The sequence below is a fragment of the Maricaulis maris MCS10 genome, from assembly GCF_000014745.1.
GTDB lineage: Bacteria > Pseudomonadota > Alphaproteobacteria > Caulobacterales > Maricaulaceae > Maricaulis > Maricaulis maris_A.
Window position 1 is genome coordinate 2,400,876 of the sequence record NC_008347.1, and the last position, 21,864, is coordinate 2,422,739.

A 21,864-nucleotide genomic window follows, 5' to 3' on the forward strand; every position below is an offset into this window, starting at 1 on the left:
TCGCGGCGCAAGGGAGACCGGGTGAAGTTCACACAGCTGAGGCTGGCCGGATTCAAGTCATTCGTCGAACCGACGGAATTGAGAATTGATCCGGGCCTTACGGGCGTGATCGGACCCAACGGTTGCGGCAAGTCGAATCTGCTTGAAGCCCTGCGCTGGGTGATGGGGGCGACCTCCGCCAAATCGCTGCGCGGTGACGGCATGGAAGACGTGATCTTCGCCGGGACCGATGCCCGCCCCTCCCGCAATTTCGCCGAAGTCGTGCTCTCGGTCGACAATGCCGACAAGCTCGCCCCGGCCCGTTTCAACGACGCCGACACGCTCGACGTGACACGGCGCATCACCCGCGGTGCCGGCTCGGCCTACAAGATCAATGGCGAGGAAGTACGGGCCAAGGATGTCCAGCTTCTCTTCATGGATGCCGGTACGGGGGCCAACTCCCCGGCGCTCGTCCGTCAGGGCCAGATTTCCGAACTGATCGCATCGAAGCCGCAAAACCGCCGCCGCGTGCTGGAAGAGGCCGCCGGCGTCTCCGGACTACGCGCCCGCCGTCACGAGGCCGAGCTGCGGCTCAAGGGCGCCGAGACCAATCTCGACCGGTTGCAGGAAGTGATCGACGAGATCACCGCCCGGCACGGCTCGCTTCAGCGTCAGGCCCGGCAGGCCTCGCGCTATCGAAAACTGTCCGCCTCGATCCGCGCCCTGGAAGCGGCCGTCTGGCTCAATCGCTGGCGCGAAGCCGCCAGCGCGGTCGAGACTGCCGAGGCCGTGCTGGCCGAAAAACGGACCGCGACCGAGGATTCCAGTCTCGCAGCTGCCGAAGCGCGCACGCGCGCCGAAGTCCTTGCCGCCTCCCGCGAACCGGCCCGTCAGGCCGAAGCCGAAGCTGCCGCCGCCTTGCGCCTGCTGGAACGTGAGCGCGATCGGCTGCAACGCGATGCGGAAGACGTACAGCGCTCCATCCACGGACTGGAACGCCGGCTCGACGATCTGGCCAATGCCGCCCGGCGCGAGACCGACATCGCCGAGGATGCCCGTACCAGCCGCGCCGAAGCCGAAGCCCAGATCACCAGACTCGACACCGAAACCAAGGACGAGCAAGCGGCGCTGGATGCTGCCGAACTGGCGTCGGTCGAGGCTGAAACCGCTCGTCAGGCTGCCGAGGATGGGCTTGACGCCCGGGCCAGCGAAGCCGCCGACAAGCGCGCCGCCATCGACAGCGCCCGCCGTGACCTGTCACGCCATGAAGCCCGCCTCGTCCAGATCGAGCGCGAGATTGACGGCGCCCGCTCCGAGCTTGATCGCGTGCGTGGCTCGACGGCGCTGGCCGAACTGGAAACGGCCGAGACAGCGGCCGCAACCGCTGAAACAAGCCTGGCAAACGTCCGCGGCGCGCTGGAACAGGCCGAGCAAGCCCGCCAGTCTGCCGCCCAGACGCTGGAAGCTGCCGCCGACTGCTGGCGTGAGGCCTCAGCCCAGCGCGAGACGCTGGAGCGGGAATTGCGCGCCCTGGAACGCCTGCTGGCTGGTTCCCAGGCAGAATCCCTGTCACCGGCGATCGAGGCCGTGCGCGCCCGTCCGGGCTATGAGCACGCCCTGGCAGCCGCCCTTGGAGATGACCTGGAGGCCTCGCTTGACGCCAGCGCGGCTCGTCACTGGGCGCAGACGACCTGCCATGCCGAGGCGCTGCCGGGCGGCTGTGTCCCGCTGTCCGATCACATCCAGGCCCCACCAGCCCTGAAGGCCCGACTCGATGCAGTCGGCGTCATCAAGGCCGACAAGGCAATCGAGGCCGCCGCCAAGCTCAAACCCGGCCAGCGTCTGGTGACCCGCGAAGGCGATCTTTGGCGCTGGGACGGGCTGGTGGCGCGGGCCGATGCCCCTTCCGCCGCCGTGGCCCGGCTGGAACAGAAAAACCGCCTCGACGCCATTCGGGTCGAGCTGGACGACACACTCACGGACCACGACACGGCCCGGGAGGCCGAGACCGACGCCCGCGAAACCGCCCGCACCACGCGCGAGGCCGAAGCCGCCGCCCGCGCCGCTGTCGGACCCGCCGAGCGCCAGGCCCGCGACGCTATGGCCCGGATCTCCGACCTGCGCGAAAGTGCCGCCAAGGATGCCGCCCGCGCCACCGCGCTGGAGGAGCGTCTCGACCGGCTGACCGCCGAACAGGCTGAAAACCGCAAGGCCATTGATGATGCCCGCGCCCTGCTGGTCGAAGCCGAAACCGCCGAGGGCGATACCGATGCGCTCGACGCCGCGCGAGACACTGCCGACACGGCCCGCAGCGCCGCGGCAGATGCCCGCGCGGCGCTGGAGAGCCTCAAACGAGAGCGCGAACAACGCCGTCAGCGGCGCATGGGCTTCAAGCGCGACCATGACGCCTGGGCTGAACGCTGCAAATCGGCCGAGGCCCGCCTCGCAGAGATTGCCAATGAGCGCAGCGAAGCGGAAGCCCGCTTGGAAACCGCCCGCGCCCGCCCGGAGGTGATCGAGGATCAGTTGTTCGAGCTGGCGTCGAAGCTGCGCGCCGCCGAGGTGACCGCCGAGGACGCCCGCCAGGCCGCCTCCGCCAATGAAGGCGAAGTCAAATCCGCCGACAGCGCCGCTCGCCAGGCCGAGGCTGCCGCTTCTGCAGCCCGTGAAGGGCGCGCCGCCGCCGAAGCAACCCTGACCGCCGCCCGCGAGCGCCTCGCCGAGACCACCGAGCGCTTGCAGGATGCGACCGGTGAAGCGCCGGGCACATTGAGCACCCGCTTCGACGAGGACGAAATGTCCGAACTGAGTCCGAGCGAGCTGGAACGGCGGCTGGACGAAGCCCGCCAGTCCCGCGAACGTCTGGGCGCGGTCAATCTGCGCGCCGATGACGAGGCCGAGGAACTCTCTGCCAAGATTGAGGAAATGACCCGCGAGCGCGACGATCTGGTCGAGGCCATTGCCCGCCTGCGCAAGGCCGTCGACGAATTGTCACGCGAAGGCCGGGCCCGTCTTCTGGAAGCCTTCGACATCGTCAACAACCATTTCCAGACCCTGTTCGAGACCCTGTTCGAAGGCGGCCATGCCGAGCTGCGCCTGACCGAACATGATGACCCGCTGGAAGCCGGCCTCGAGATCTTTGCCTGCCCGCCGGGCAAGAAACTCGACAATATGGCCCTGATGTCCGGCGGCGAGCAGGCGCTGACTGCCTCCGCCCTGATCTTCGCCGTCTTCCTGTCCAACCCGGCGCCGGTCTGTGTCCTCGATGAGGTCGACGCGCCGCTCGATGACGCCAATGTCGACCGCTATTGCCGCATGCTCAAGGAAATGCGCCGTCTGACCGAGACCCGTTTCCTGGTCATCACCCACAATGCGCTGACCATGTCGCGCATGGACCGCTTGTATGGTGTGACGATGGCTGAGCGCGGTGTTTCCCAGCTGGTCTCGGTCGACCTTGTCGGCGCGGAACAGCTGATTGCCGCTGAGTAGCTTATACGGACTTATTTTTCAGTTACTTACCGCACCCGCACCCTTGCTTGACTTGCCGCAGGGCCGTGGATAGTGTGCGCGCGCCTGTGGGGGGCTGTTCTTCCGTAGGCAGACCGGTCCAACATGTCAGGCGAAGACGACAGCCCACGCAACAAATCCCGAGCCGATCTGGACGCGCTGCAGCTCCGCATTGATGCGAAGCGCGCGAAATACCAGAAACCGGCCGGAAAGCCGCCCAGCTCCGCATGGTCACTGGGCATGCGATATGGGTCGGAATTCTTCGGCGGGGTTTTGGTCGGGGGCGTACTGGGCTATGTGCTCGACCTGCTCGCCGGAATCAGTCCTTTCGGTCTGATCGTCGGCACCTTGCTGGGCTTTGCGGCCGGTACACTCAATGTGGTCCGGTCCGCGCGCGAGATAACATCGGAATCGGACGGCGATAACGCCTGACGGTTTCACGGGTTCAAGACGGCGCAAGCCGCAAGACATGAAAGAGGCCGGGCGTGGCAGACACCAACCCGATCAAACAGTTCGAAGTCCACGAAGTCTTCCCCTTCGAGGCATTCGGTCTGAATCTGGCTTTCACCAACTCCAGCTATTTCATGGTGTTGACGACGGTCCTGACGATCGTGCTCTTCATGGTCGCCATGTCGAGCCGCGCCCTGGTGCCGAACCGCGCCCAGTCGGTGGCCGAGATCATCTACGGCTTCGTCGCCGACATGGTCCGCTCGACCGCCGGACAGGAAGGCCTGCGCTTCTTCCCCTTCGTCTTTACCCTCTTCATTTTCATCCTGGTCGCCAACATGCTCGGCATGTTCCCCTACTTCCCGGCGCCGGGTGCCCACTCCTTCACCATCACCAGCCATCTGATCGTGACCGTCGCCCTGGCGATGCTGGTCTGGCTGACCGTCATTATATATGGCGTGTTCAAGAACGGCTTTGGTTTCCTGAAGCTGTTCGTACCTTCGGGCGTGCCCATTTTCGTTCTGCCGCTGGTCGTCGTGATCGAGATCATCTCCTTCGTGTCACGCCCGCTGAGCCATTCGGTCCGCCTGTTCGCCAACATGCTGGCCGGTCACATTCTGCTGAAAGTGTTCGCCGGTTTTGTCGTGACCCTGGCAGCAGCATGGGGTGGCTTCGGCTACCTCGCGGGCATCGCACCGCTGGCCATGGCGGTCAGCCTGACCGCCCTCGAATTCCTGGTCGCCTTCCTGCAGGCCTATGTGTTTGCAATGTTGACCTGCATTTACCTCAACGATGCCCTGCACCCGGGTCACTGACCTGCAGGCGTCACCACCAACGAATACCTGATACAGCCCCTCAAAGGAGTTTTTGATATGGAAGACATGGGCAAATACATCGGTGCCGGCCTCGCTTGTCTCGGCATGCTCGGCGCAGCTGTTGGCGTCGGCAACATCTTCGCCGCATTCCTGCAGGGTGCCATGCGCAACCCGTCTGCAGCACAGGCGCAGTTCGGTACGCTGATCTTCGGCTTCGCCGTGACGGAAGCCCTGGGCATCTTCTCGCTGCTCATCGCGATCCTGCTGCTCTTCGCTGTCTGATTTCGGATTGCGGCCGCATCACCGGATGCGGCCGCATTTCTTCGCTCCACCTGATTAGAGGAGCCGGCGTCCCATGACGCACGCACCGCATTCAGAAGTGGCCCAACACGTCGCCGAGGCTGCTGCCGATCATGCAGACTCGGGTGTGTTCCCGCCCTTCGACCCGACCTATTTCGCGTCCCAGCTCTTCTGGCTGACGATCGCCTTCGTGATCCTGTACATCGCGCTGGACCGTCTCATCCTGCCGAAGATCAAGACGACGATCGAAGACCGTCGCGACCGTATCGCCGACGATCTCGACGCTGCCGCCCAGGCCAAGGCTGATGCCGAGGCCGCCGGCGAAGCGTATGAAAAATCGCTCGCCGAAGCCCGCAACAAGGCTCACGCGCTTGCCGCCAAGACGCGCCAGACGCTGGACGCCGAGATTGCCAAGGAAACCGCTGCAGTCGAAGCCGAGCTGAGCGCCAAGCAGGAAGCGTCGGAAGCCGCCATCCGCAAGGCCAAGGACAAGGCCTTCGCCGAAGTGCGCGGCATTGCCGCCACGGCAACCGCCGCAGTCGTCTCTGCGCTGGCCGGGGTTGAGGTCTCTGAGGCTGATGCCGGCAAGACCGTCGACGGCCTGATCAAGGCGAAGGAGGCGTAAGCCATGATGATCCGTGCTGAAGACGCCGGTCACGGCGAAGAGCAGACCCTCCTGGAATGGCTGGCCGCCCAACCGGGCGACCCGTCCTTCTACGCCTTCCTGGCACTGTTGATCTTTTTCGGCCTGCTGCTGCACATGGGTGTGCACCGGACGATCGCCAAAACACTGGATGACCGCGCCGAGGGTATTTCCAACGAGTTGGACGAAGCCAAGCGCCTGCGCGAGGACGCCGCCGAAATGCTGGCCTCCTACCAGCGCAAGCAGCGTGAAGCGGAAGCGGAAGCCGAAGCCATCATCGCCCAGGCCAAGACCGAAGCGAAGTCACTGAAGGCGGAAGCCCGCAAGGAAATGACGGAACGCCTCGAACGCCGTACCGCCATGGCCGAGCAGCGCATCGCCCAGGCCGAAGCCCAGGCTGCTGCCGACGTCAAGGCAGCCGCGGCCGAACTGGCTGCCCAGGCCGCCGAGGAAATCCTCAAGACCCAGCTCAAAAAGTCGGACCTCAACAAGCTCGTTGATGCCGACATCAAGACGGTTGGTCAGCGCCTGAACTAGGCCGGTCACAATTTGCCCGGATACCAGAAGGCCCGCAGCGACTGCTGCGGGCCTTTTCGTTTGCCTGTGCCTGTGAGGGTCAGACCGGGCATCAGGCCGACGCGCCGGAGCGATTGCGGACCATGAGCAGGACCAGCGCCAAAACCCCGATCCCCAACTCGATCAGCATGGCCATGACCAGGGAGTCGGACGGCATGCCGTCCAGCGCAAGGCTGGCCACACGGCCAACGCCGTAGCCGAGAAAGACCAGAACCGTCAGCTGCAGGGCAGCGGTCGCCCATTTCAGCCAGATCGATCCGGCCAGCACGGCCAGCCCGCTCAGCACCAGGAGCCCGGCCGGGGCGCGGATTTCGCTGAGCTGGCTGGCTCCGCCGTCAAGGACCAGCCCGGATCCGGCATAGAGGGATTGCGGGTCGAGCAGCAGGGTGGCGCCTATCAGCAGGGCGACCAGACCAGCCAGCGCGAGAACGATACGGGTCATCAGGTTTGCAGTCATCAGGATCTCCTTTAGCCAAACTTGCTTGCCCATCCTTCTGACGCGCCAGGTTGCGTATTTGAATTACAATATGGCCGTATTTTTTGATCATTCGTCCAAAGGTCTGGATTTTTGCTCGCAGCCTGGTCAAGCTGGGATCATGGCCGGACCAACCCGCATCATCGATGACACCCACGCCCCCCTGGCGCTCGCCCTGCAGGCCTTGCAGCTATCCGGCACGCTGTACTGCCAGGGCGTGATGACGGCGCCCTGGGGCATTGATGTGCCCTCGCTCGACGATCAGGTGGGTTTGCTCATCATCACCGCCGGCACGGCCCATCTGGCCACGGCAACGGATGAGACACGCCTTTTGCAGCCGGGAAGCCTCACACTTTTGACCCGGGGCCAGCCCATGCAGCTGGCCAGTGCGCCAGGCGCCAGTCTGACAGCGCTTGAGGATTTGCCGGTAGAACCCGTCACCCGCCGCTTCGAGCGCGTGTTTCATGGCGGCGGCGGGGCCGAGACGCGCTTCACCTTTGCCCTCATGAAGATCGAGGACCCGACTACCCGGCAACTGTTTCGCGAACTGCCGGAGAGTATCGAGGTCAATGGATGGGATGCGCTGGTCGAAACCTGGCTGCGCTCGACGGTACAGCTGATCAGCGAAGAGGCGCGCTTGATGCGACCCGGCAGCGAGACGCTGATTACCCGGCTTGCCGACATTCTGGTGATCCAGCTGATCCGGCGCTGGCTCGAACATGCCGGACCGGGCGAGCGCGGTTGGCTGGCCGCCCTCCACGAGCCGGGCCTCGGACGCGCCCTCGCCGCCATCCACACTGACCCGGCGATCAATTGGTCACTCGACAGCCTGGCCGGCATAGCTGCCATGTCACGCTCGGCCTTTTGCGCCCGTTTCACGACGATGCTGGACACCGCCCCGATGAAATACGTCACCCGTCACCGTTTGGCCCGCGCCCGTGAAGCCCTCGTGCAGACCCAGGACAGCCTCGCCGATATCAGCGAACGGTATGGCTACGGCTCGGATGCGGCCTTCAGCCGCGCCTTCAAGAAATACTATGGAATGGCACCCGGGCGCGTGCGGGCCGGTCGTCAGCCACACTGACTACTCGGCCGGATCTGCGTCTTTCTCGCCGAAGGCCCAACGAACCCGCTTCCAGAGCCAGGGCACCTTGCGCAGCATTTCGGTGATCTTGCCGTGCAGCGTCTTGGAAGCACCGGCGACCAGGATCAGGCCCATCAGGCCGACAAAGGCGCCGATCGGAACAAGCGGGAAAGGCGTGAGAATTGCGACGGGAACCGAGATCACCATCAACAACAAGCCGACAGCGATGCAGATGCCACGGATGATCAGCACCACAAAGGCGCCGATCGGATGGCTTCTCGCCCAGCCATTCAGGCTCTCATTCATCGCTGCGACCATCTCCAACCCCGTCCGTCGGGGCGCATCACCGATATGGGATGCGCGGACGAACAGACAACCATAAACGCGTAAACATCACCCCAATGCGAGACAAAAGCGCCGAAATTCAGGCGGCACCTACAGTCGGCTGCAGGATGTTGCATCTGCGCACCGGTTTGATGAACCGGCTTTGCAGGACAGGGATGTCCGGCATCCCGCCCGCTTGCTGTGCCGCCAGAACCGATATCGACCGCGACGACACGCATAAATTAATCGGATTGGCAGTGCCCTGTCATCCGGGACCGCGCAGCTCGCGGTCCCGGATAACGATATCGTCATTCAGCCGCGTCTGCCGACGGCGTCCAGCGCAGGACCGGCTGGCGGGCAGCGCGGGTTTCGTCGAGACGCTTGGTCGGGGCGTGGACCGGAGCCGCCAGGAAGCGGCCCGTGTCACCGGCCTTGGCCGCGGTCGCGAGCGCATCGAGCACTTCGATGAAGCGATCCAGACCGCTCATCGACTCGGTCTCGGTCGGCTCGATCAACATGGCACCATGGACGACCAGCGGGAAATACATGGTCATCGGATGATAGCCCTCATCGATCATCGCCTTGGCGAAGTCGAGCGTGGTGACGCCCGTATCCTTGAGGAAGCGATCGTCAAACAGGGCCTCATGCATGCAGGTGCCCTCGAAGGCCACGGTCATGACATGGCTGAGGCGGGCCTGGATGTAATTGGCATTGAGGACAGCATCCTCGGCGACCTGTTTGAGACCATCCGAGCCATGGCTCATCATGTAGGTCAGGGCGCGGGTGAACATGCCCATCTGGCCGTGGAAGGCCGCCATGCGGCCAAAGGGCGTGCCCTCGGCCTCGTCCATGTGCTCGACCAGGTCCCAGCCATCCTTCTCCGTCGCGACGACGTAAGGCACCGGAGCGAAGGGGGCCAGCGCTTCGGAAAGCACGGTCGGGCCGGAACCCGGGCCACCACCGCCATGCGGGGTGGAGAAAGTCTTGTGCAGATTGATATGCATGGCGTCGACGCCGAGATCACCCGGGCGGACCCGGCCGACAATGGCGTTGAAGTTCGCACCATCGCAGTAGAAATACCCGCCGGCCTCGTGGATCAAATCGGCAATCTCGCGAATGTCCCGCTCGAACAGGCCACACGTGTTGGGATTGGTCAGCATGATACCGGCGACATCTTCGCCGAGCTTGGCCTTGAAGGCCTCCATGTCGACACGACCGGTCTTGTCCGCCGGGATCTCGTCAACGGTAAAACCACACTGTACGGCGGTTGCGGGATTGGTACCGTGGGCGCTTTCCGGAACGAGAATGCGGCGACGGCCGGTCTGGCCATCGGCATCCAGCTTGGCGCGGATCGCCATCATGCCGCAGAACTCGCCATGGGCACCGGCCTTCGGCGACAGGGCGACGGCGGGCATGTTGGTCAGCGTCATCAGCCAATGGGCCAGCTCGCCCATCACCTGATAGGCGCCCTGCACCGTCGAGGCCGGCTGCAGCGGGTGCACATCGGCAAAGCCCGGCATCCGCGCGACCTTCTCGTTGAGACGCGGATTGTGCTTCATCGTGCACGAGCCAAGCGGGTAAAGGCCCAGATCGATGGCGTAATTCTTCCGCGACAGGCGCACATAGTGGCGCATGGTTTCCGGCTCGGCGAGACCGGGCAGGCCGATCGCATCCTTGCGCTCGAGACCGCCCAGACGTGTCTTGAGCCCCTTGGGCTCAGGCAGGTCAACGCCGCAGCGATCCATGCCACCGCGCTCGAAGATCAACGGTTCGGCCTGATCGAGACCACGGCTGCCGGAAATGGTGTCGGCATAGCCGCCGGTTGCCAGATTATCGGGGGCGATGTTCTCGGCCATGCGGGTGGGGCGTCCTTGGGTGTTCATCGACATGATCAGAGCACTCCCGCGAGGGCCTTGGCGAAGACGGCGATGTCTTCCGGCGTATTGGTTTCAGTGGCGGCGATGATGAGATAATTCTCGAACCGGCCCGGATAGAGGCGGCTGGCGGGCACCCCGCCTAGCACGCCGAAGCGCGCCAGGTCATTGACCACCTGGTCGGCATTCTTCGGCAGCAGGATGGTGAACTCGTTGAAGAAGGTCTCATTGACCAGCTCGACACCCGGCACGGCTGACAGGGCATCAGCCAGCTCGCAGGCGGTCTCGTGATTGAGACGGGCAAGCTGGGTCAGCCCCTTTTCGCCGAGCAGCGTCATGTGAATGGTCCAGGCCAGCGAGCACAGGCCGGCATTGGTGCAGATATTCGACGTCGCCTTGTCGCGCCGGATATGCTGCTCGCGGGTCGACAGGGTCAGCACATAGCCGCGGCGGCCATCGGCATCGATGGTCTCGCCGGCGAGGCGGCCCGGCATCTGGCGGATGAAACGGCGATCATCCTTGCAGGCAAACAGGCCGACATAGGGCCCCCCAAAGTTCAGGCCGACACCGATCGACTGGCCCTCACCCACGGCAATGTCCGCGCCCATATGGCCGGGCGCCTCGACGAGGCCCAGCGACACCGCTTCGGTGAAGACGGCAATGACCAGCGCACCCTTCTCGTGGGCGATGCGCGAGACTTCGCGAAGATCGTGCAAGCGACCGAAAATGTCGGGCGTCTGGATGACGACGCAGGCAGTCGTGTCATCGATCTCGGCGATCACGGCGTCGAGATCGGCCGGGGCCGCGTCCGTCACGGATATCGACACATCGGAATACTTGGCCAGCGTCTGCGAGGCCTCGACATAATGCGGGTGAACCGAACCCGCCATCACGGCCTTGGTCCGCCGCGTGACACGGGCCGCCATCATGACCGCCTCGGCACAGGCCGTGGAACCGTCATACATGGAGGCATTGGCGACATCCATACCGGTCAGGAGCGCCACCTGGGTCTGGAATTCAAACAGGGTCTGCAGCGTCCCCTGTGAGATTTCCGGCTGGTAGGGCGTGTAAGCGGTCAGGAATTCCGAGCGCTGGATCAGATGATCCACGGTCGCCGGGACATGGTGCTTGTAGGCGCCTGCCCCCACAAAGAAAGGCGCATGGCTGGCCGCGACATTGCGCGACGACATGGCCGCCAAGGCCCGTTCGACCTGCAGCTCGGTCTGCTTGGTCGGCAGGTCAATCAGGCCATCCAGACGCGCCGCTTCCGGCACATCGGTGAAAAGGTCGTCGATGGAGGCCACGCCGATCGCATCGAGCATGGCCTTGCGGTCGGTATCTGTGTGGGGGAGGTATCGCATCAAGCTACTCCGGCTTGGTTTTATCGGAGGATGATTCATCAGCCGTTTCCGAATGACGGCTGTACAGCATGACAATGACTGGGATGGCGGCGGCAATGCCGAGAAGGATGGCAAACCACACCGCAGGACTCTCCCTCAACGCAAACGCGAAGATCGCAAAGACAACGACCAGCGAAGGGAAGAGGTGCTTCAAACGGAGCAGATTGCGCATCTTCGCGCCCTAAGCCGTGTGTGCGGTGTAGGCGGCTTCGTCCATCAGGCCGTCGAGCTGGGAGGCGTCGGTGAGCTTGATCTTGACGAACCAGCCCTCGCCGGTGGCGTCTTCATTAACCTTGGCCGGCTCGCCTTCGAGGGCGTCATTGATGGCGGTGATCTCGCCATCGACCGGGGCGTAAACCTCGGAAGCCGCCTTCACGGATTCGACAACGGCGAACTCATCGCCCTTGGCGAGGGTCTTGCCGACTTCCGGCAATTCGACAAAGACGACATCGCCGAGCTGGCCGGCAGCGTAGGCGGTGATGCCGACGGTGGCGATATCGCCGTCAACGGTGATCCATTCATGGTCTTCGGTGTAACGCGTGGTCATGGGTTAAATCTCCTGCCCCAGAAAGATGATCGGGCCTCAGCCCCGATAGAAATTCGCCGGTACGAACGGCAATTTGGTGATGATGGCGGCGCGCGGCTTGCCGCGCACAAGAATGTCGACTTCGGTGCCCGGTGCCATGAAGTCGCGATCCACATAGCCCATGGCGACCGGACCGCTCACGGTCGGGCCGAAGCCGCCGGAGGTCACGATACCGATGATATTGCCCGACTTGTCGGCGATCTCGGCGCCTTCGCGGGCCGGAGCGCCGGTCAGCGTCAGGCCGACCCGCTTCTGACAGGTCTTCTCTTCGATCTGTGTGGCGATCACGTCGGCGCCCGGGAAATCGCCGCGCTCGCGGCGGGTCTTGGCCAGGGCCCAGATCAGGGAGGCTTCAACCGCGGTGCGGTTTTCGTCCATGTCATGGCCATACAGGCAGAGCCCGGCTTCCAGACGCAGGCTGTCGCGGGCGCCAAGTCCGATGGCGGCGACTTCGTCCTGGGCCAGCAGCAGGCGGGCAATGCGATCAGCATCAGCCTCGGGGATTGAAATCTCGAACCCGTCCTCGCCGGTATAGCCCGAGCGCGACATCATCACTTCGACGCCGTCCAGCGTGAACAGGCCGCACTGCATGAAGACCATCTTGCAGGCCTGAGGGCACAGCCGCGCCATGACGTCCTTCGCCGCTGGCCCCTGCAACGCCAGAAGCGCGCGCTCGGGGATGCGGGTCAGCGTGCCCTTGCCGGCCGTTGCCGCTTCGATATGGGCGAAATCGGCGTCCTTGGTCGCCGCGTTGACGACCAGATAGATGCCATTGCCGTCCGGGCGGGAGACCATCAGGTCGTCGCGGATGCCGCCACGCTCATTTGGCAAAAGTGTATATTTCTGTTCGCCGGCGCCGATCTCGGAGAGATCGCAAGTCAGCAGGGCTTCCAGCGCCGCCTCATCACCGACATAGCGCGCCTGGCCCATGTGGGAGACGTCGAACAGGCCGGCCTGTTCACGGCAATGCTTGTGCTCGCCCATGATACCCAGCGGGTATTGGACCGGCATGTCATAGCCGGCGAAGGGGACCATCTTGCCGCCAAGCTCGACATGGAGGGCGTGGAGCGGTGTCTTGTGAAGCGTTTCGGTCATCTCGGGTCCTTGCAAGGGTGCGATCCTGCACGCCCGGCAAGGCCTGCAAGCTGATCGCCCCCGCTGTCCCGAATACCTGAGAGATTCCGTGCGCGCCGTGGATGCCCCCCGATCGGGACCGGCCGCACTTGCTCCGTCGGTGGGGCGAAGGTGTTGATCCCTCACCCGCTTTCCAGCGTTTGTCTCTCCCGCGGTCCCTTGGCCTGAGCGTTTCCGGGGCGGTTGCGCCTTCGGCGCCGGCATATTCGCCGGTCTCTCCCGCGGGGAGTTTGGTCCCGCTTGACCCGGTTTCATGCGGGTTTCGCAGTTGCAGCGGACTTTATGATTCCGCGACCGAGAGTCAATGTCCGGCGGCGGTGAAATCGGTTGCGGCAACGCGGCAGGGTCTGCGATCAGGCTGGCGAACCGGGAGCAGCTCCTCACGGGGGGAAGCGGCCCTCTCCATTTGTTTTGCTATTGTGGCGCTTTCGGCTGGGTGCGGCCCGGCCATGCGAAGGTCCGGGTGAGGTCAGAATGCATCGCCAGCTCATGCGCAGGCGATTGATTTGGCGGCACTCCGAGAACCAGCTGGACGCCCGCCTTGCGCGCATGCTTCATGGCCGGCACGCAATCAGTATCGTTTGAAATCAGGACGATCCGTTCGACCTTGGGGCCATTCGAGAGGGTCGCCATATCGAGTCCGATTCTCATATCGACTCCCTTTTGCTCAAAATCCGGCGCAAAATCCTGATCACTCAACGCCCTTCCGGACACGGGAATTTTCCGCGGTTTGAAGCCGCGAAACTTCAACACGCCTTTGCGCACTGCGAAAAAGTCCTTCCGCGCCAGGTCGTCCAGCCACTTGCCGGATTTCGAAAACTCCTTGTCTTCGCCGGACACTGGAAGCTGAACGGTGCCGGTAAATGGCTCGCAATCATAATAGAGCGCGCGCAAGAGCGTTTCACGGTCTGAAACAACGCAATGTGCCAGATTCTCAATAAAGTCGGGATTGTAGGAATGACCGTCCTTGCGGGCCAGGACGCGGGTAAAGCCACCATCGATCAAAACCGCAACCTTCATTTTGCCCTCCGCAAAATGAATCTACTTAAGGTTGCCAAGGCTAGCAATAAAAAGCCCCCGCACAAAGTGCGAGGGCCGAAATACATGCCCGCCTACGAGCGTAACGGAATGTCTTGTTGGATAGTCAGATATCATCAAGGTGTCAAGAATCCGGCGAGCTACATCCGCTCCGGCGCTTCCAGTCCCAACAGGCCCAGGCAGAGCTCAAGCTGTTTCAGCGTCGCTTCGGCCAGGGCCAGGCGGGAGGCTTTCACCGCATCGTCTTCGGCGACAAGTACCGGGCAGGCGGAATAGAATTTCGAGAAGGCCTGGGCCAGGGTGAAGGCGTGGTCGCACAGCGCGTTGGGGGCCCGATTGTCGGCCGCGTTGTCGAGCGCCGCACCGAAGGCATCGAGGCAGAGGACAAGATCACGTTCCTCCTGCGCATCGACGAGGATCTCACCCGGCGTCACACCAGCCTCGGCGGCCCGGCGCATCAGGGATTTCACCCGCACGGCGGCATAAAGGAGATAAGGACCGGTCTTGCCTTCAAAACTGGTGAAACGGTCGAGATCGAAGACGTAGTTGGTGGTCCGGTAGTTCTGCAGATCGGCGAACTTGATCGCCGCGAGCCCGACCATGCGGGCCACACGGGCATGTTCCTCGGCGCTGACATCGGCCGCGAGACCCGCCTCCTTGAGGCGTTCATCGGCCCGCTCGATGGCACTGGCGATCAGGTCGGCGAGACGGAAGGTCCCGCCATCGCGCGTCCGCAGGCGCTTGCCATCCGTGCCGTTGACCGTCCCGAATTTCACATGTTCCAGCGCACCCTCTTCGGCGAGGCCGGCCTTCTCGGCAGCGCGGAAGACCTGCTCGAAATGATCGCCCTGGGCCAGATCGACGACATAAAGGGTCAGGTCCGGATCGACCGACTGCTTGCGGTCGAGAATGGTAGCCAGATCAGTGGTGCCATAGAGTGCCGCGCCGGTCTTGGAGACCAGGATCAACGGTGCCAGTTCTTTCTTGTCGCCGTCGCGGGCGACGCGGACGATCAGGGCACCCTCGCTCTCCTCGGCCACGCCGCGGGCCTTGAAGTCCTCGACCAGGCCGGGGATCAGGGGATCGACATCGCTTTCGCCTTTCCACAGGTCGAAATGCACACCCAGCGCACCAAAATCGCGTTTCAGGGCGGCGACCGAGACATCGATGAAATGACGCAGCAGGGCGCGATAGCCGGGGCGGCCGGCCTGAAGCTCGGCGGTCGCACTGCGCGAGATTTCCAGCCGTTCCGGACCGGCCTTGGCCTTGACCGAGGCTTGCGGATAGAGGCGGGCGAGATCCTCGATCGTGACCGGCGGTTCGGACGGATAACCATCTGTGATCGCCGCGTCGAAATAGACGAGGTCCGGCTGTTCTTCATGCAGCTCGGTGATGAGATGGCCCATCTGCAGGCCCCAGTCTCCGAGATGGATATCGGAGACCACCGTGTCGCCGCGAAAGCGGAACAAGCGCTGCAGGCTGTCCCCCAGGACTGAGGAGCGCAGATGGCCGACATGCATCGGCTTGGCGACATTGGGTCCGCCGAAATCAATCATCACGGTCCGGGGCGCAGCGGCCAGCGGCGCGCCGGCGCGGTCATCGCCGGCGATCTCGGCCGCGCGCTCGCCATACAAGTGCTCGGCCGGACGCAGATTGATGAAGCCGGGACCGGCGATCTCGGCGGCACCGATCTGCGGAATACCGTGCAGCGCCTCGATCAGCTTGGCCGCCAATTCGCGCGGATTGGTCTTGGCCTGCTTGGCCGCCGGCATGGCGCCATTGCACTGGAAGGGAAAGACTTCCGGCTTCTGCTTGGACGGGCTCACACGGCCCAGCTCACGCGGAAGCTCAAGGGAAGCAAACGCGTCGCCCAGCACGGCGCTGAGCTGATCGGCAATAGACGGCATGGGTTCAGTCCTGGCCGGCTGCCACGCGGAAACGCTGGCCGGAGCGATTGAAAGCGATCTGTTCCTCGGTCAGCTCAAAGCCGACGAGGATCTCGAAATTGACGCCCGACGTGCCTTCATTGGCGCGCGGGATGGAGATGGCATCGATCGTCTCGGTGCGGAAGACCCGGTCTTCCCCGGCCGGGAAGCGGACGCTGACCGGGAAAATCTCCTTGGCCATCACGGCCATGTCGCGGCGGGTGACGGCGACGAAGAACTCGTAGGTCCGCTCGCTGCCCTGCGCTGCCGGGCCGCGACCAAAGCCGAAATCGATCTCCAGATTGGCCAGGATCGGACGCTCGCCATAATAGCTGCACAGCGAACGGACAGCCAGGATCTCGCCGGTGAAACCGACATTCTCGTAGATGACTTCGTCATTGCGCAGTTCAACGATCCGGTGGGCGTCGTACAGGGACAGGGCCGACGGGCACGGGCCGGCATTCGGCTCCGGTTCGGACAGCACTTCTTGTACGCTCTGGCAGGAGGTCAGCAGGCCCGCCATCGCGGCGATGGCGGCAAAAGAACGCACGGATTTGAACAACATTATGTACTACCTGTCCTGGAAGCAGTCCCGGCCGCTGGCTTGGGACCGGGCTCTTTGTTACGACGGTCATACGATGGCGATGCCGCTTCCGCAACGCCATCGCTGAAGGAGAGACGAGCGTGACTGCGACACCCCGCCCCCCGCTGACCATCCTGCGCGCGGCTCCGCGCGGTTTCTGTGCCGGTGTGGACCGTGCAATCCAGATCGTCGAGCGCGCGATCGAGCGCTTCGGCGCACCGGTCTATGTGCGCCACGAGATCGTTCACAACCGGCATGTCGTGGAGCGCCTGGAAGCGCTGGGCGCTGTCTTCGTGGAAGAATTGGACGAATGCCCCACCGACCGCCCGGTCGTGTTCTCTGCCCACGGCGTGGCCAAGGCGGTGCCCGCCGAAGCCAAGCGCCGCGAGATGATCTATGTCGACGCCACCTGCCCGCTTGTGTCCAAGGTCCATGTCGAGGCGGAACGCCATTTCGCCAATGGCGATGAGATCATCCTGATTGGTCATGCCGGGCACCCCGAAGTTGTCGGCACGATGGGGCAACTGCCGGATGGGGCCATCAGCCTGGTCGAGACGGTGGCCGACGCCGAGCGCTTCGAGCCGAATGACCCCAGTCGCATCGCCTTCGTCACGCAGACCACCCTGTCAGTCGACGATACCTCGGCGATCGTGCAGGCATTGCAGGCCCGCTTCCCGGACATGAAGGCGCCGCACAAGGAAGACATTTGCTATGCGACCACCAACCGCCAGGCCGCCGTCAAGGCGATGGCGCCGCGCAGTGATATCGTCTTCGTGATTGGCTCGCCGAACTCGTCCAATTCCGTGCGGCTGGTCGAGGTCGCCCAGCGAGCCGGCGCGCGCGCGGCGGCCCTTGTCTCCTGCGCGGATGATGTCGACTGGAGCTCGCTCGGCTCGATTCGCACGGTTGGAATCACGGCCGGCGCGTCGGCGCCTGAGGATCTGGTCGAAGGACTGATCGAGGCCTTCCGCACGCGGTTTGACGTCCAGTTGGAGGATATTCGCGTGACGGACGAGGATGTCGTGTTCAAACTGCCTCGCGCCGTAGCCTGAGGATAGACGACATGTCCGAGAACAAGACCAAGCCAACCGCCATGTCTCCAGCCGACTTCATCGCCGCCATCGAGCACCCGACCCGACGGGCTGACGCCGAGACCATTCTGGACATCATGCAACGGATCACCGGATGGGAGCCGCGGATGTGGGGGCCATCGATCATTGGGTTCGGCGAATATCACTACAAATATGAGAGCGGCCGTGAGGGCGACTTCATGCGTACCGGGTTTTCCGCGCGCAAGGCCAATCTCGTCCTCTACATCATTCCCGGCTACAGCAATTATTCCGACCAGCTGGCCCGTCTCGGCAAGCACAAGCTCGGCAAATCCTGTCTGTACATCAACAAGCTGGCCGATATCGACATGGCTGTTCTCGAGGAGATCATCCAGGCTGGTCTCGACGACATGGCAAAGAAGTACCCGCTTTGAGCACCATCACCATACACACAGACGGCGCCTGTTCAGGCAATCCCGGGCCGGGCGGATGGGGCGCCATCCTGGAATGGAATGGCCACCGCAAGGAGCTCAAGGGTGGCGAAGCCGACACCACCAATAACCGGATGGAGATGATGGCCGCCATCCAGGCGCTGGAAGCGCTCAGGAAGGCCGACCGCTCGGTCATCCTGATCACCGACAGCGTCTATCTGCGCGACGGCATCACCAAATGGATCCATGGCTGGAAAAAGCGCGGCTGGAAAACCGCCGACAAGAAACCGGTCAAGAATGTCGATCTGTGGCAGCGTCTCGATGAGCTGACCCGCTCACACACGATCGACTGGCGCTGGGTGAAGGGGCATGCCGGCGATCCCGGCAATGAGCGCGCCGACGAGCTGGCCCGCGAAGGCCTGGCCGAAGCGCGCGGGCGTCAGCCGTAGCGCGACCGCCCACCACCTGTCCCCGCGCCAGGCGCGTCCGCCGTCTCGCGCCGCAAGGCGTCCAGCACGTCCGGCAGATTCAGCGGCTTGGTGAAATAGCCGGTCGCGCCGATACGTGTGCACAATTCACGTGTGGCCCGGGTCGCGTCGGCGGTAAGGGCAAAAATCGGGATTTCGGCATGGTCGGCATCGGACGCCCGAATGCGCCGGATCGCCTCGTCTCCCGCCATTACAGGCATCTGGATATCCATCAACACGGCGTCAAAATGGTTGGCATCGAGCAGGTCGAGGGCTTCACGCCCATTGCACGCCGTCATGATCTCATACTGGTTGTTCTGCAGCAGGGCGGTAAGCACCATCAGGTTCGCTGGCACATCGTCGACCACCAGTATCCGGCGTCCGGTATTGTCGTCACCGGACCGGCCCGAGGTCATCATCGGCTTCTTGGACAATTTTTTGTCATCGGCGGCTGGAAGGGGAAGTTTGAACCAGAAGGTCGAGCCTTCGCCGGGCACGCTCTCGACACCGATCTCGCCGCCCATCAAGGTCACCAGTTCATGGCAAATTGCCAGTCCCAACCCGGTGCCGCCATATTGGCGCGTGATTGAATTATCTGCCTGGGCAAAGCGGTCAAAAATACTGGCCAGATGATCCGGCTCGATACCCGGCCCGGTATCACTGATCCGAAACTCGACGACGTCCTCGGCCCCGGCACGGATATCGATACTGACCCGGCCACTGTCGGTAAATTTCACCGCATTGCCGACGATATTGATCAGGATCTGCCGCAACCGTTTTTCATCGCCCACGACAACTTTTGCGACATCCGGCGCCAGGGACATATCCAACGCGAGCTGTTTCTCTTGCGCACGCAGCCGCGTGATGTCGCTGACCATTGCAACCAATTCCGGCATCTCGAACGCCCGCTGCTCAAGCTCGATCATGCCGGACTCAATCTTCGAGATATCCAGGATATCGTCGATCAGGTCCGCCAAGGCCTGGCCGGAACTGCGAATGGTTTCGACATGCCGTGACTGCTGTTCTGTCAGCTCGGTCATGTGGAGGACCTGCGTCATGCCCAGAACGCCATTGAGCGGCGTCCGGATCTCATGGCTCATATTCGCCAGGAATTGGGATTTCGCGTAGCTGGCGCTCTCAGCCCGTTCGCGGGCCAGTTCCAGGGCGGCGGCCTGCTCGATATCGGCTGACACGTCCAAATGGACGCCGGTGATGATCGGCGGCGCATCAAGGCGTTCCCGATAGACACCGAAAGAGCGGATGTGCCGGTAGCCACCGTCGGACCGGCGATAACGATACTCCCGACGGACATGGGTCTTGGTTGCGTAGGCGTTAGCCAGGCCGGCGGACACCGCCTCACGATCATCCGGGTGTATGCCGTTGAACCAGTCGTCCGGCGCAGGATTGGCCGAATCACGATCGATTCCGAACAAGCGACGACTGCCGTCATCCCAGTGATATTCACCGGTTGGCGGGCAGATGTCCCAGACGCCGATGCCTGAGCTTTCGAGTGCGACTTCGAGCCTGGTCGAAATCAGGCGCAATTCTTCCTCGCGCTCACGACGTTCGGAGACGTCCTGGAACGAGCCGACCAAGCGGATCGGTTTCCCGTCCCGGAGCACGCGGCGACCGACCGCGCGAACCCAGATACGCCTGTTTGTTGCTGTAATGAGCGGCAGCTCCAGATCCCACGGCTCGCCGGTTTCAACGCAATGTGCAACCGCGTCCGAGATCGGCCCGCGACTTTCCGGTGCATAGAAATTGATCGCGGTATCCATGTTCGGAACGTAGTCCCCATCCACTTCGTGGATTTTGCGGGTGATGTCGTCCCAGATCGGCGTCATCGTGTCGAGATCGACTTCCCAGCTCCCGATTCCGCCCAATTCGGTGACTGCCGAGAGTCGTTCCAGCGATGCCTCAAGCTGCCTCTGGCTGGCGGCCAGGCCAGCTTCGATGTGTTTGCGGTTCGTGATGTCAAAGCGGATGAATATGTAGCGTTCGATTTCGCCGCCCGCATTCATCTGCGGCGCAACGATGGAATCGACCCAGAACAGCTCGCCGGACTTGTTGCGATTGCAGATTTCCCCGCGCCAGGGCCGGCCGGCCTTGATCGTCGACCGCATCTCGACCCAGAACGCGTCCGGATGCATGCCGGAGCTCAGCAGGGTCTGGTGCGTCTTGCCGAGAATTTCCTCTTTCGTGTAACCGCTTTGCTGGCAGAACGCGTCATTGACATCGGTGACGACACCCGCCGGGTCGGTCACACTGAACACAGTGTGTTGCCGGATGACGTCCATCAAGGACTGGCTTTCCCGCAGCGCCCGGCTCAGCCGTTCACGCGTCTCGATCTGCGCGGTGATATCCGTCTGGACGGACATGAAACCGGTACAACAACCGTCTTCGTCCCGAATGGGCGTCAATTCGATGAGAATGGTGTACTCGGCACCATTCTTGGCGCGATTGACGAGTTCCACTTGGCATTCCCTGCCGTCCCGGACGGCTTCCGCCAGCGCCTTTACGGCCCCGGAATCGGAATTCGGGCACAGGAGGAAAGTGCCGGGCAGGCGACCGCGGACCTCCGCAAGCTTGTAGCCGGACAAGCGTTCAAAGGCCGGGTTGACCCAGTCAATCACGCCATCGCGGTCCGTGATCACGACCGAGTTGTGGGTGTGGCGGGCAACCAGTGCGAGGCGCTCGTGTTCACGCGCGCCGACGCGTTCCCGGATCAGTTCCTCGATCAGCCGCGCCAATGATATGAGGCGGTTTCGTGCGGTCTCATCCAGGGTCAGGGGTTCATCATGGATCGCACACAATGTGCCCAGTTTCTCCCCCGTCGGGAGACTGATCGGCACGCCGGCATATCCGCGGATATGGGGCTCGCCCGTGACCAGTGGATTGTCTGCAAACAGCGGATTGGCCCGCGCGTCGTGCACTTCGTAGATATCATCCTGCTGGATCGCGTAATGGCAAAATGCCCAGGATCTCGGTGTCTCCGGGGCCGGCAGGTTGACGGCAGACTTGAACCATTGCCGATCACGATCGACCAGCGAGACGGCCGCCATGCGAGCACCGGTCACCGCTGTCACCAGATCGGTAATCGCCTCGTATCCCGCCTCTACACCGGTGTCGAGCAGTCCCAGCGCGTGCAGTGCTGCAAGGCGATCTTCTTCGCAAATTTCCGGCATGACGGGGGTCCGTGGCTGGCGTTACTGGCAGTCGCAACGTTC

The 21,864-nt window shown here is 63.3% G+C and carries 21 protein-coding genes and 1 riboswitch; of the genes, 10 read left to right on the forward strand and 11 right to left on the reverse strand.

Features of this window, described 5'->3' with window-relative positions:
- Positions 1-21: 21 nt before the first annotated feature.
- The 6 genes from smc to MMAR10_RS11435 all read left to right on the forward strand — a co-directional run bounded on the left by smc (position 22) and on the right by MMAR10_RS11435 (position 6,228).
- Positions 22-3,468 (forward strand): chromosome segregation protein SMC, encoded by a 3,447-nt coding sequence (gene smc / locus MMAR10_RS11410; protein ID WP_011644136.1) that lies wholly within the window; start codon positions 22-24, stop codon positions 3,466-3,468.
- A gap of 123 nt (positions 3,469-3,591) precedes the next feature.
- Positions 3,592-3,918 carry an AtpZ/AtpI family protein gene (locus MMAR10_RS11415; protein WP_011644137.1) on the forward strand — a complete coding sequence of 109 codons (327 nt, stop codon included), beginning with the start codon at positions 3,592-3,594 and terminating at the stop codon, positions 3,916-3,918.
- Between the two features lie 53 nt (positions 3,919-3,971).
- On the forward strand, positions 3,972-4,748 hold the full coding sequence (locus MMAR10_RS11420; protein WP_011644138.1) for a F0F1 ATP synthase subunit A: 777 nt from the start codon (positions 3,972-3,974) through the stop codon (positions 4,746-4,748).
- Positions 4,749-4,805: 57 nt separating this feature from the next.
- A complete protein-coding gene (locus MMAR10_RS11425; RefSeq protein ID WP_011644139.1) occupies positions 4,806-5,030 on the forward strand; it encodes a F0F1 ATP synthase subunit C in 225 nt (74 codons plus the stop codon).
- 73 nt (positions 5,031-5,103) lie between these two features.
- Positions 5,104-5,673, forward strand: coding sequence for an ATP synthase subunit b 1 (locus MMAR10_RS11430; protein ID WP_011644140.1), 570 nt, complete (start codon positions 5,104-5,106; stop codon positions 5,671-5,673).
- 3 nt (positions 5,674-5,676) lie between these two features.
- The gene (locus MMAR10_RS11435) at positions 5,677-6,228 is read left to right on the forward strand and encodes a F0F1 ATP synthase subunit B (RefSeq protein ID WP_011644141.1); all 552 of its coding nucleotides are present in this window, start codon (positions 5,677-5,679) and stop codon (positions 6,226-6,228) included.
- Between the two features lie 91 nt (positions 6,229-6,319).
- Here MMAR10_RS11435 and MMAR10_RS11440 read toward each other — a convergent pair whose 3' ends face one another.
- Entirely contained in the window at positions 6,320-6,724 is a 405-nt protein-coding gene (locus MMAR10_RS11440; protein ID WP_041637652.1) for a DUF4345 domain-containing protein, read from the reverse strand.
- Between the two features lie 139 nt (positions 6,725-6,863).
- Between MMAR10_RS11440 and MMAR10_RS11445 the strand changes: the two genes are divergently transcribed.
- Positions 6,864-7,826: an AraC family transcriptional regulator gene (locus MMAR10_RS11445; RefSeq protein ID WP_011644143.1), complete on the forward strand. Its 963-nt coding sequence runs from the start codon at positions 6,864-6,866 to the stop codon at positions 7,824-7,826.
- Here MMAR10_RS11445 and MMAR10_RS11450 read toward each other — a convergent pair whose 3' ends face one another.
- From MMAR10_RS11450 to MMAR10_RS11490, 9 genes are all read right to left on the reverse strand, one after another.
- On the reverse strand, positions 7,827-8,132 hold the full coding sequence (locus MMAR10_RS11450; RefSeq protein WP_150099768.1) for a hypothetical protein: 306 nt from the start codon (positions 8,130-8,132) through the stop codon (positions 7,827-7,829). It lies immediately after the preceding gene.
- A 326-nt stretch (positions 8,133-8,458) separates the two neighbouring features.
- Positions 8,459-10,039 carry an aminomethyl-transferring glycine dehydrogenase subunit GcvPB gene (gcvPB, locus tag MMAR10_RS11455; RefSeq protein WP_011644145.1) on the reverse strand — a complete coding sequence of 527 codons (1,581 nt, stop codon included), beginning with the start codon at positions 10,037-10,039 and terminating at the stop codon, positions 8,459-8,461.
- A 2-nt stretch (positions 10,040-10,041) separates the two neighbouring features.
- Positions 10,042-11,385 (reverse strand): aminomethyl-transferring glycine dehydrogenase subunit GcvPA, encoded by a 1,344-nt coding sequence (gcvPA, locus tag MMAR10_RS11460; protein ID WP_011644146.1) that lies wholly within the window; start codon positions 11,383-11,385, stop codon positions 10,042-10,044.
- 4 nt (positions 11,386-11,389) lie between these two features.
- Positions 11,390-11,596: a hypothetical protein gene (locus MMAR10_RS11465; RefSeq protein ID WP_041636955.1), complete on the reverse strand. Its 207-nt coding sequence runs from the start codon at positions 11,594-11,596 to the stop codon at positions 11,390-11,392.
- Positions 11,597-11,605: 9 nt separating this feature from the next.
- Positions 11,606-11,971, reverse strand: coding sequence for a glycine cleavage system protein GcvH (gene gcvH / locus MMAR10_RS11470; RefSeq protein WP_011644147.1), 366 nt, complete (start codon positions 11,969-11,971; stop codon positions 11,606-11,608).
- 36 nt (positions 11,972-12,007) lie between these two features.
- Complete coding sequence (gene gcvT / locus MMAR10_RS11475) at positions 12,008-13,105, reverse strand: glycine cleavage system aminomethyltransferase GcvT (RefSeq protein ID WP_011644148.1); 1,098 nt, start codon at positions 13,103-13,105, stop codon at positions 12,008-12,010.
- 181 nt (positions 13,106-13,286) lie between these two features.
- A riboswitch (glycine riboswitch) is annotated at positions 13,287-13,376 on the reverse strand.
- A gap of 182 nt (positions 13,377-13,558) precedes the next feature.
- A complete protein-coding gene (locus MMAR10_RS11480) occupies positions 13,559-14,164 on the reverse strand; it encodes an NYN domain-containing protein (protein WP_011644149.1) in 606 nt (201 codons plus the stop codon).
- A 158-nt stretch (positions 14,165-14,322) separates the two neighbouring features.
- Positions 14,323-16,089, reverse strand: coding sequence for an arginine--tRNA ligase (argS, locus tag MMAR10_RS11485; RefSeq protein ID WP_011644150.1), 1,767 nt, complete (start codon positions 16,087-16,089; stop codon positions 14,323-14,325).
- Between the two features lie 4 nt (positions 16,090-16,093).
- Positions 16,094-16,672, reverse strand: coding sequence for a hypothetical protein (locus tag MMAR10_RS11490; protein WP_011644151.1), 579 nt, complete (start codon positions 16,670-16,672; stop codon positions 16,094-16,096).
- 119 nt (positions 16,673-16,791) lie between these two features.
- On the opposite strand from MMAR10_RS11490, the gene ispH reads away from it, so the two are divergent.
- Genes ispH through rnhA form a run of 3 tightly spaced genes read left to right on the forward strand, consistent with a single transcriptional unit; the run spans position 16,792 to position 18,619 of the window.
- Positions 16,792-17,742 carry a 4-hydroxy-3-methylbut-2-enyl diphosphate reductase gene (ispH, locus tag MMAR10_RS11495; RefSeq protein WP_011644152.1) on the forward strand — a complete coding sequence of 317 codons (951 nt, stop codon included), beginning with the start codon at positions 16,792-16,794 and terminating at the stop codon, positions 17,740-17,742.
- Positions 17,743-17,753: 11 nt separating this feature from the next.
- A complete protein-coding gene (locus MMAR10_RS11500; protein ID WP_011644153.1) occupies positions 17,754-18,173 on the forward strand; it encodes a DUF1801 domain-containing protein in 420 nt (139 codons plus the stop codon).
- The gene (rnhA, locus tag MMAR10_RS11505; RefSeq protein WP_011644154.1) at positions 18,170-18,619 is read left to right on the forward strand and encodes a ribonuclease HI; all 450 of its coding nucleotides are present in this window, start codon (positions 18,170-18,172) and stop codon (positions 18,617-18,619) included. The genes MMAR10_RS11500 and rnhA overlap by 4 nt, the downstream gene beginning before the upstream one ends.
- On the opposite strand, the gene MMAR10_RS11510 is transcribed toward rnhA, so the two are convergent.
- Positions 18,610-21,822, reverse strand: a complete 3,213-nt coding sequence (locus MMAR10_RS11510) for a PAS domain S-box protein (protein ID WP_011644155.1) — start codon at positions 21,820-21,822, stop codon at positions 18,610-18,612. The genes rnhA and MMAR10_RS11510 overlap by 10 nt on opposite strands.
- Positions 21,823-21,864 lie beyond the last annotated feature (42 nt).

What these genes read in the sequence shown, in the direction of transcription:
- MMAR10_RS11430 (WP_011644140.1), top strand. Translation starts at nt 5,104, where the DNA reads ATGACGCACGCACCGCATTCAGAAGTGGCCCAACACGTCGCCGAGGCT.
- MMAR10_RS11465 (WP_041636955.1), bottom strand. Translation starts at nt 11,596, where the DNA reads ATGCGCAATCTGCTCCGTTTGAAGCACCTCTTCCCTTCGCTGGTCGTT.
- MMAR10_RS11435 (WP_011644141.1), top strand. Translation starts at nt 5,677, where the DNA reads ATGATGATCCGTGCTGAAGACGCCGGTCACGGCGAAGAGCAGACCCTC.
- MMAR10_RS11415 (WP_011644137.1), top strand. Translation starts at nt 3,592, where the DNA reads ATGTCAGGCGAAGACGACAGCCCACGCAACAAATCCCGAGCCGATCTG.
- MMAR10_RS11445 (WP_011644143.1), top strand. Translation starts at nt 6,864, where the DNA reads ATGGCCGGACCAACCCGCATCATCGATGACACCCACGCCCCCCTGGCG.
- gcvPB (WP_011644145.1), bottom strand. Translation starts at nt 10,039, where the DNA reads ATGTCGATGAACACCCAAGGACGCCCCACCCGCATGGCCGAGAACATC.
- argS (WP_011644150.1), bottom strand. Translation starts at nt 16,089, where the DNA reads ATGCCGTCTATTGCCGATCAGCTCAGCGCCGTGCTGGGCGACGCGTTT.
- MMAR10_RS11480 (WP_011644149.1), bottom strand. Translation starts at nt 14,164, where the DNA reads ATGAAGGTTGCGGTTTTGATCGATGGTGGCTTTACCCGCGTCCTGGCC.
- MMAR10_RS11440 (WP_041637652.1), bottom strand. Translation starts at nt 6,724, where the DNA reads ATGACTGCAAACCTGATGACCCGTATCGTTCTCGCGCTGGCTGGTCTG.
- MMAR10_RS11500 (WP_011644153.1), top strand. Translation starts at nt 17,754, where the DNA reads ATGTCCGAGAACAAGACCAAGCCAACCGCCATGTCTCCAGCCGACTTC.
- MMAR10_RS11425 (WP_011644139.1), top strand. Translation starts at nt 4,806, where the DNA reads ATGGAAGACATGGGCAAATACATCGGTGCCGGCCTCGCTTGTCTCGGC.
- MMAR10_RS11490 (WP_011644151.1), bottom strand. Translation starts at nt 16,672, where the DNA reads ATGTTGTTCAAATCCGTGCGTTCTTTTGCCGCCATCGCCGCGATGGCG.
- gcvT (WP_011644148.1), bottom strand. Translation starts at nt 13,105, where the DNA reads ATGACCGAAACGCTTCACAAGACACCGCTCCACGCCCTCCATGTCGAG.
- MMAR10_RS11450 (WP_150099768.1), bottom strand. Translation starts at nt 8,132, where the DNA reads ATGAATGAGAGCCTGAATGGCTGGGCGAGAAGCCATCCGATCGGCGCC.
- gcvPA (WP_011644146.1), bottom strand. Translation starts at nt 11,385, where the DNA reads ATGCGATACCTCCCCCACACAGATACCGACCGCAAGGCCATGCTCGAT.
- MMAR10_RS11510 (WP_011644155.1), bottom strand. Translation starts at nt 21,822, where the DNA reads ATGCCGGAAATTTGCGAAGAAGATCGCCTTGCAGCACTGCACGCGCTG.
- gcvH (WP_011644147.1), bottom strand. Translation starts at nt 11,971, where the DNA reads ATGACCACGCGTTACACCGAAGACCATGAATGGATCACCGTTGACGGC.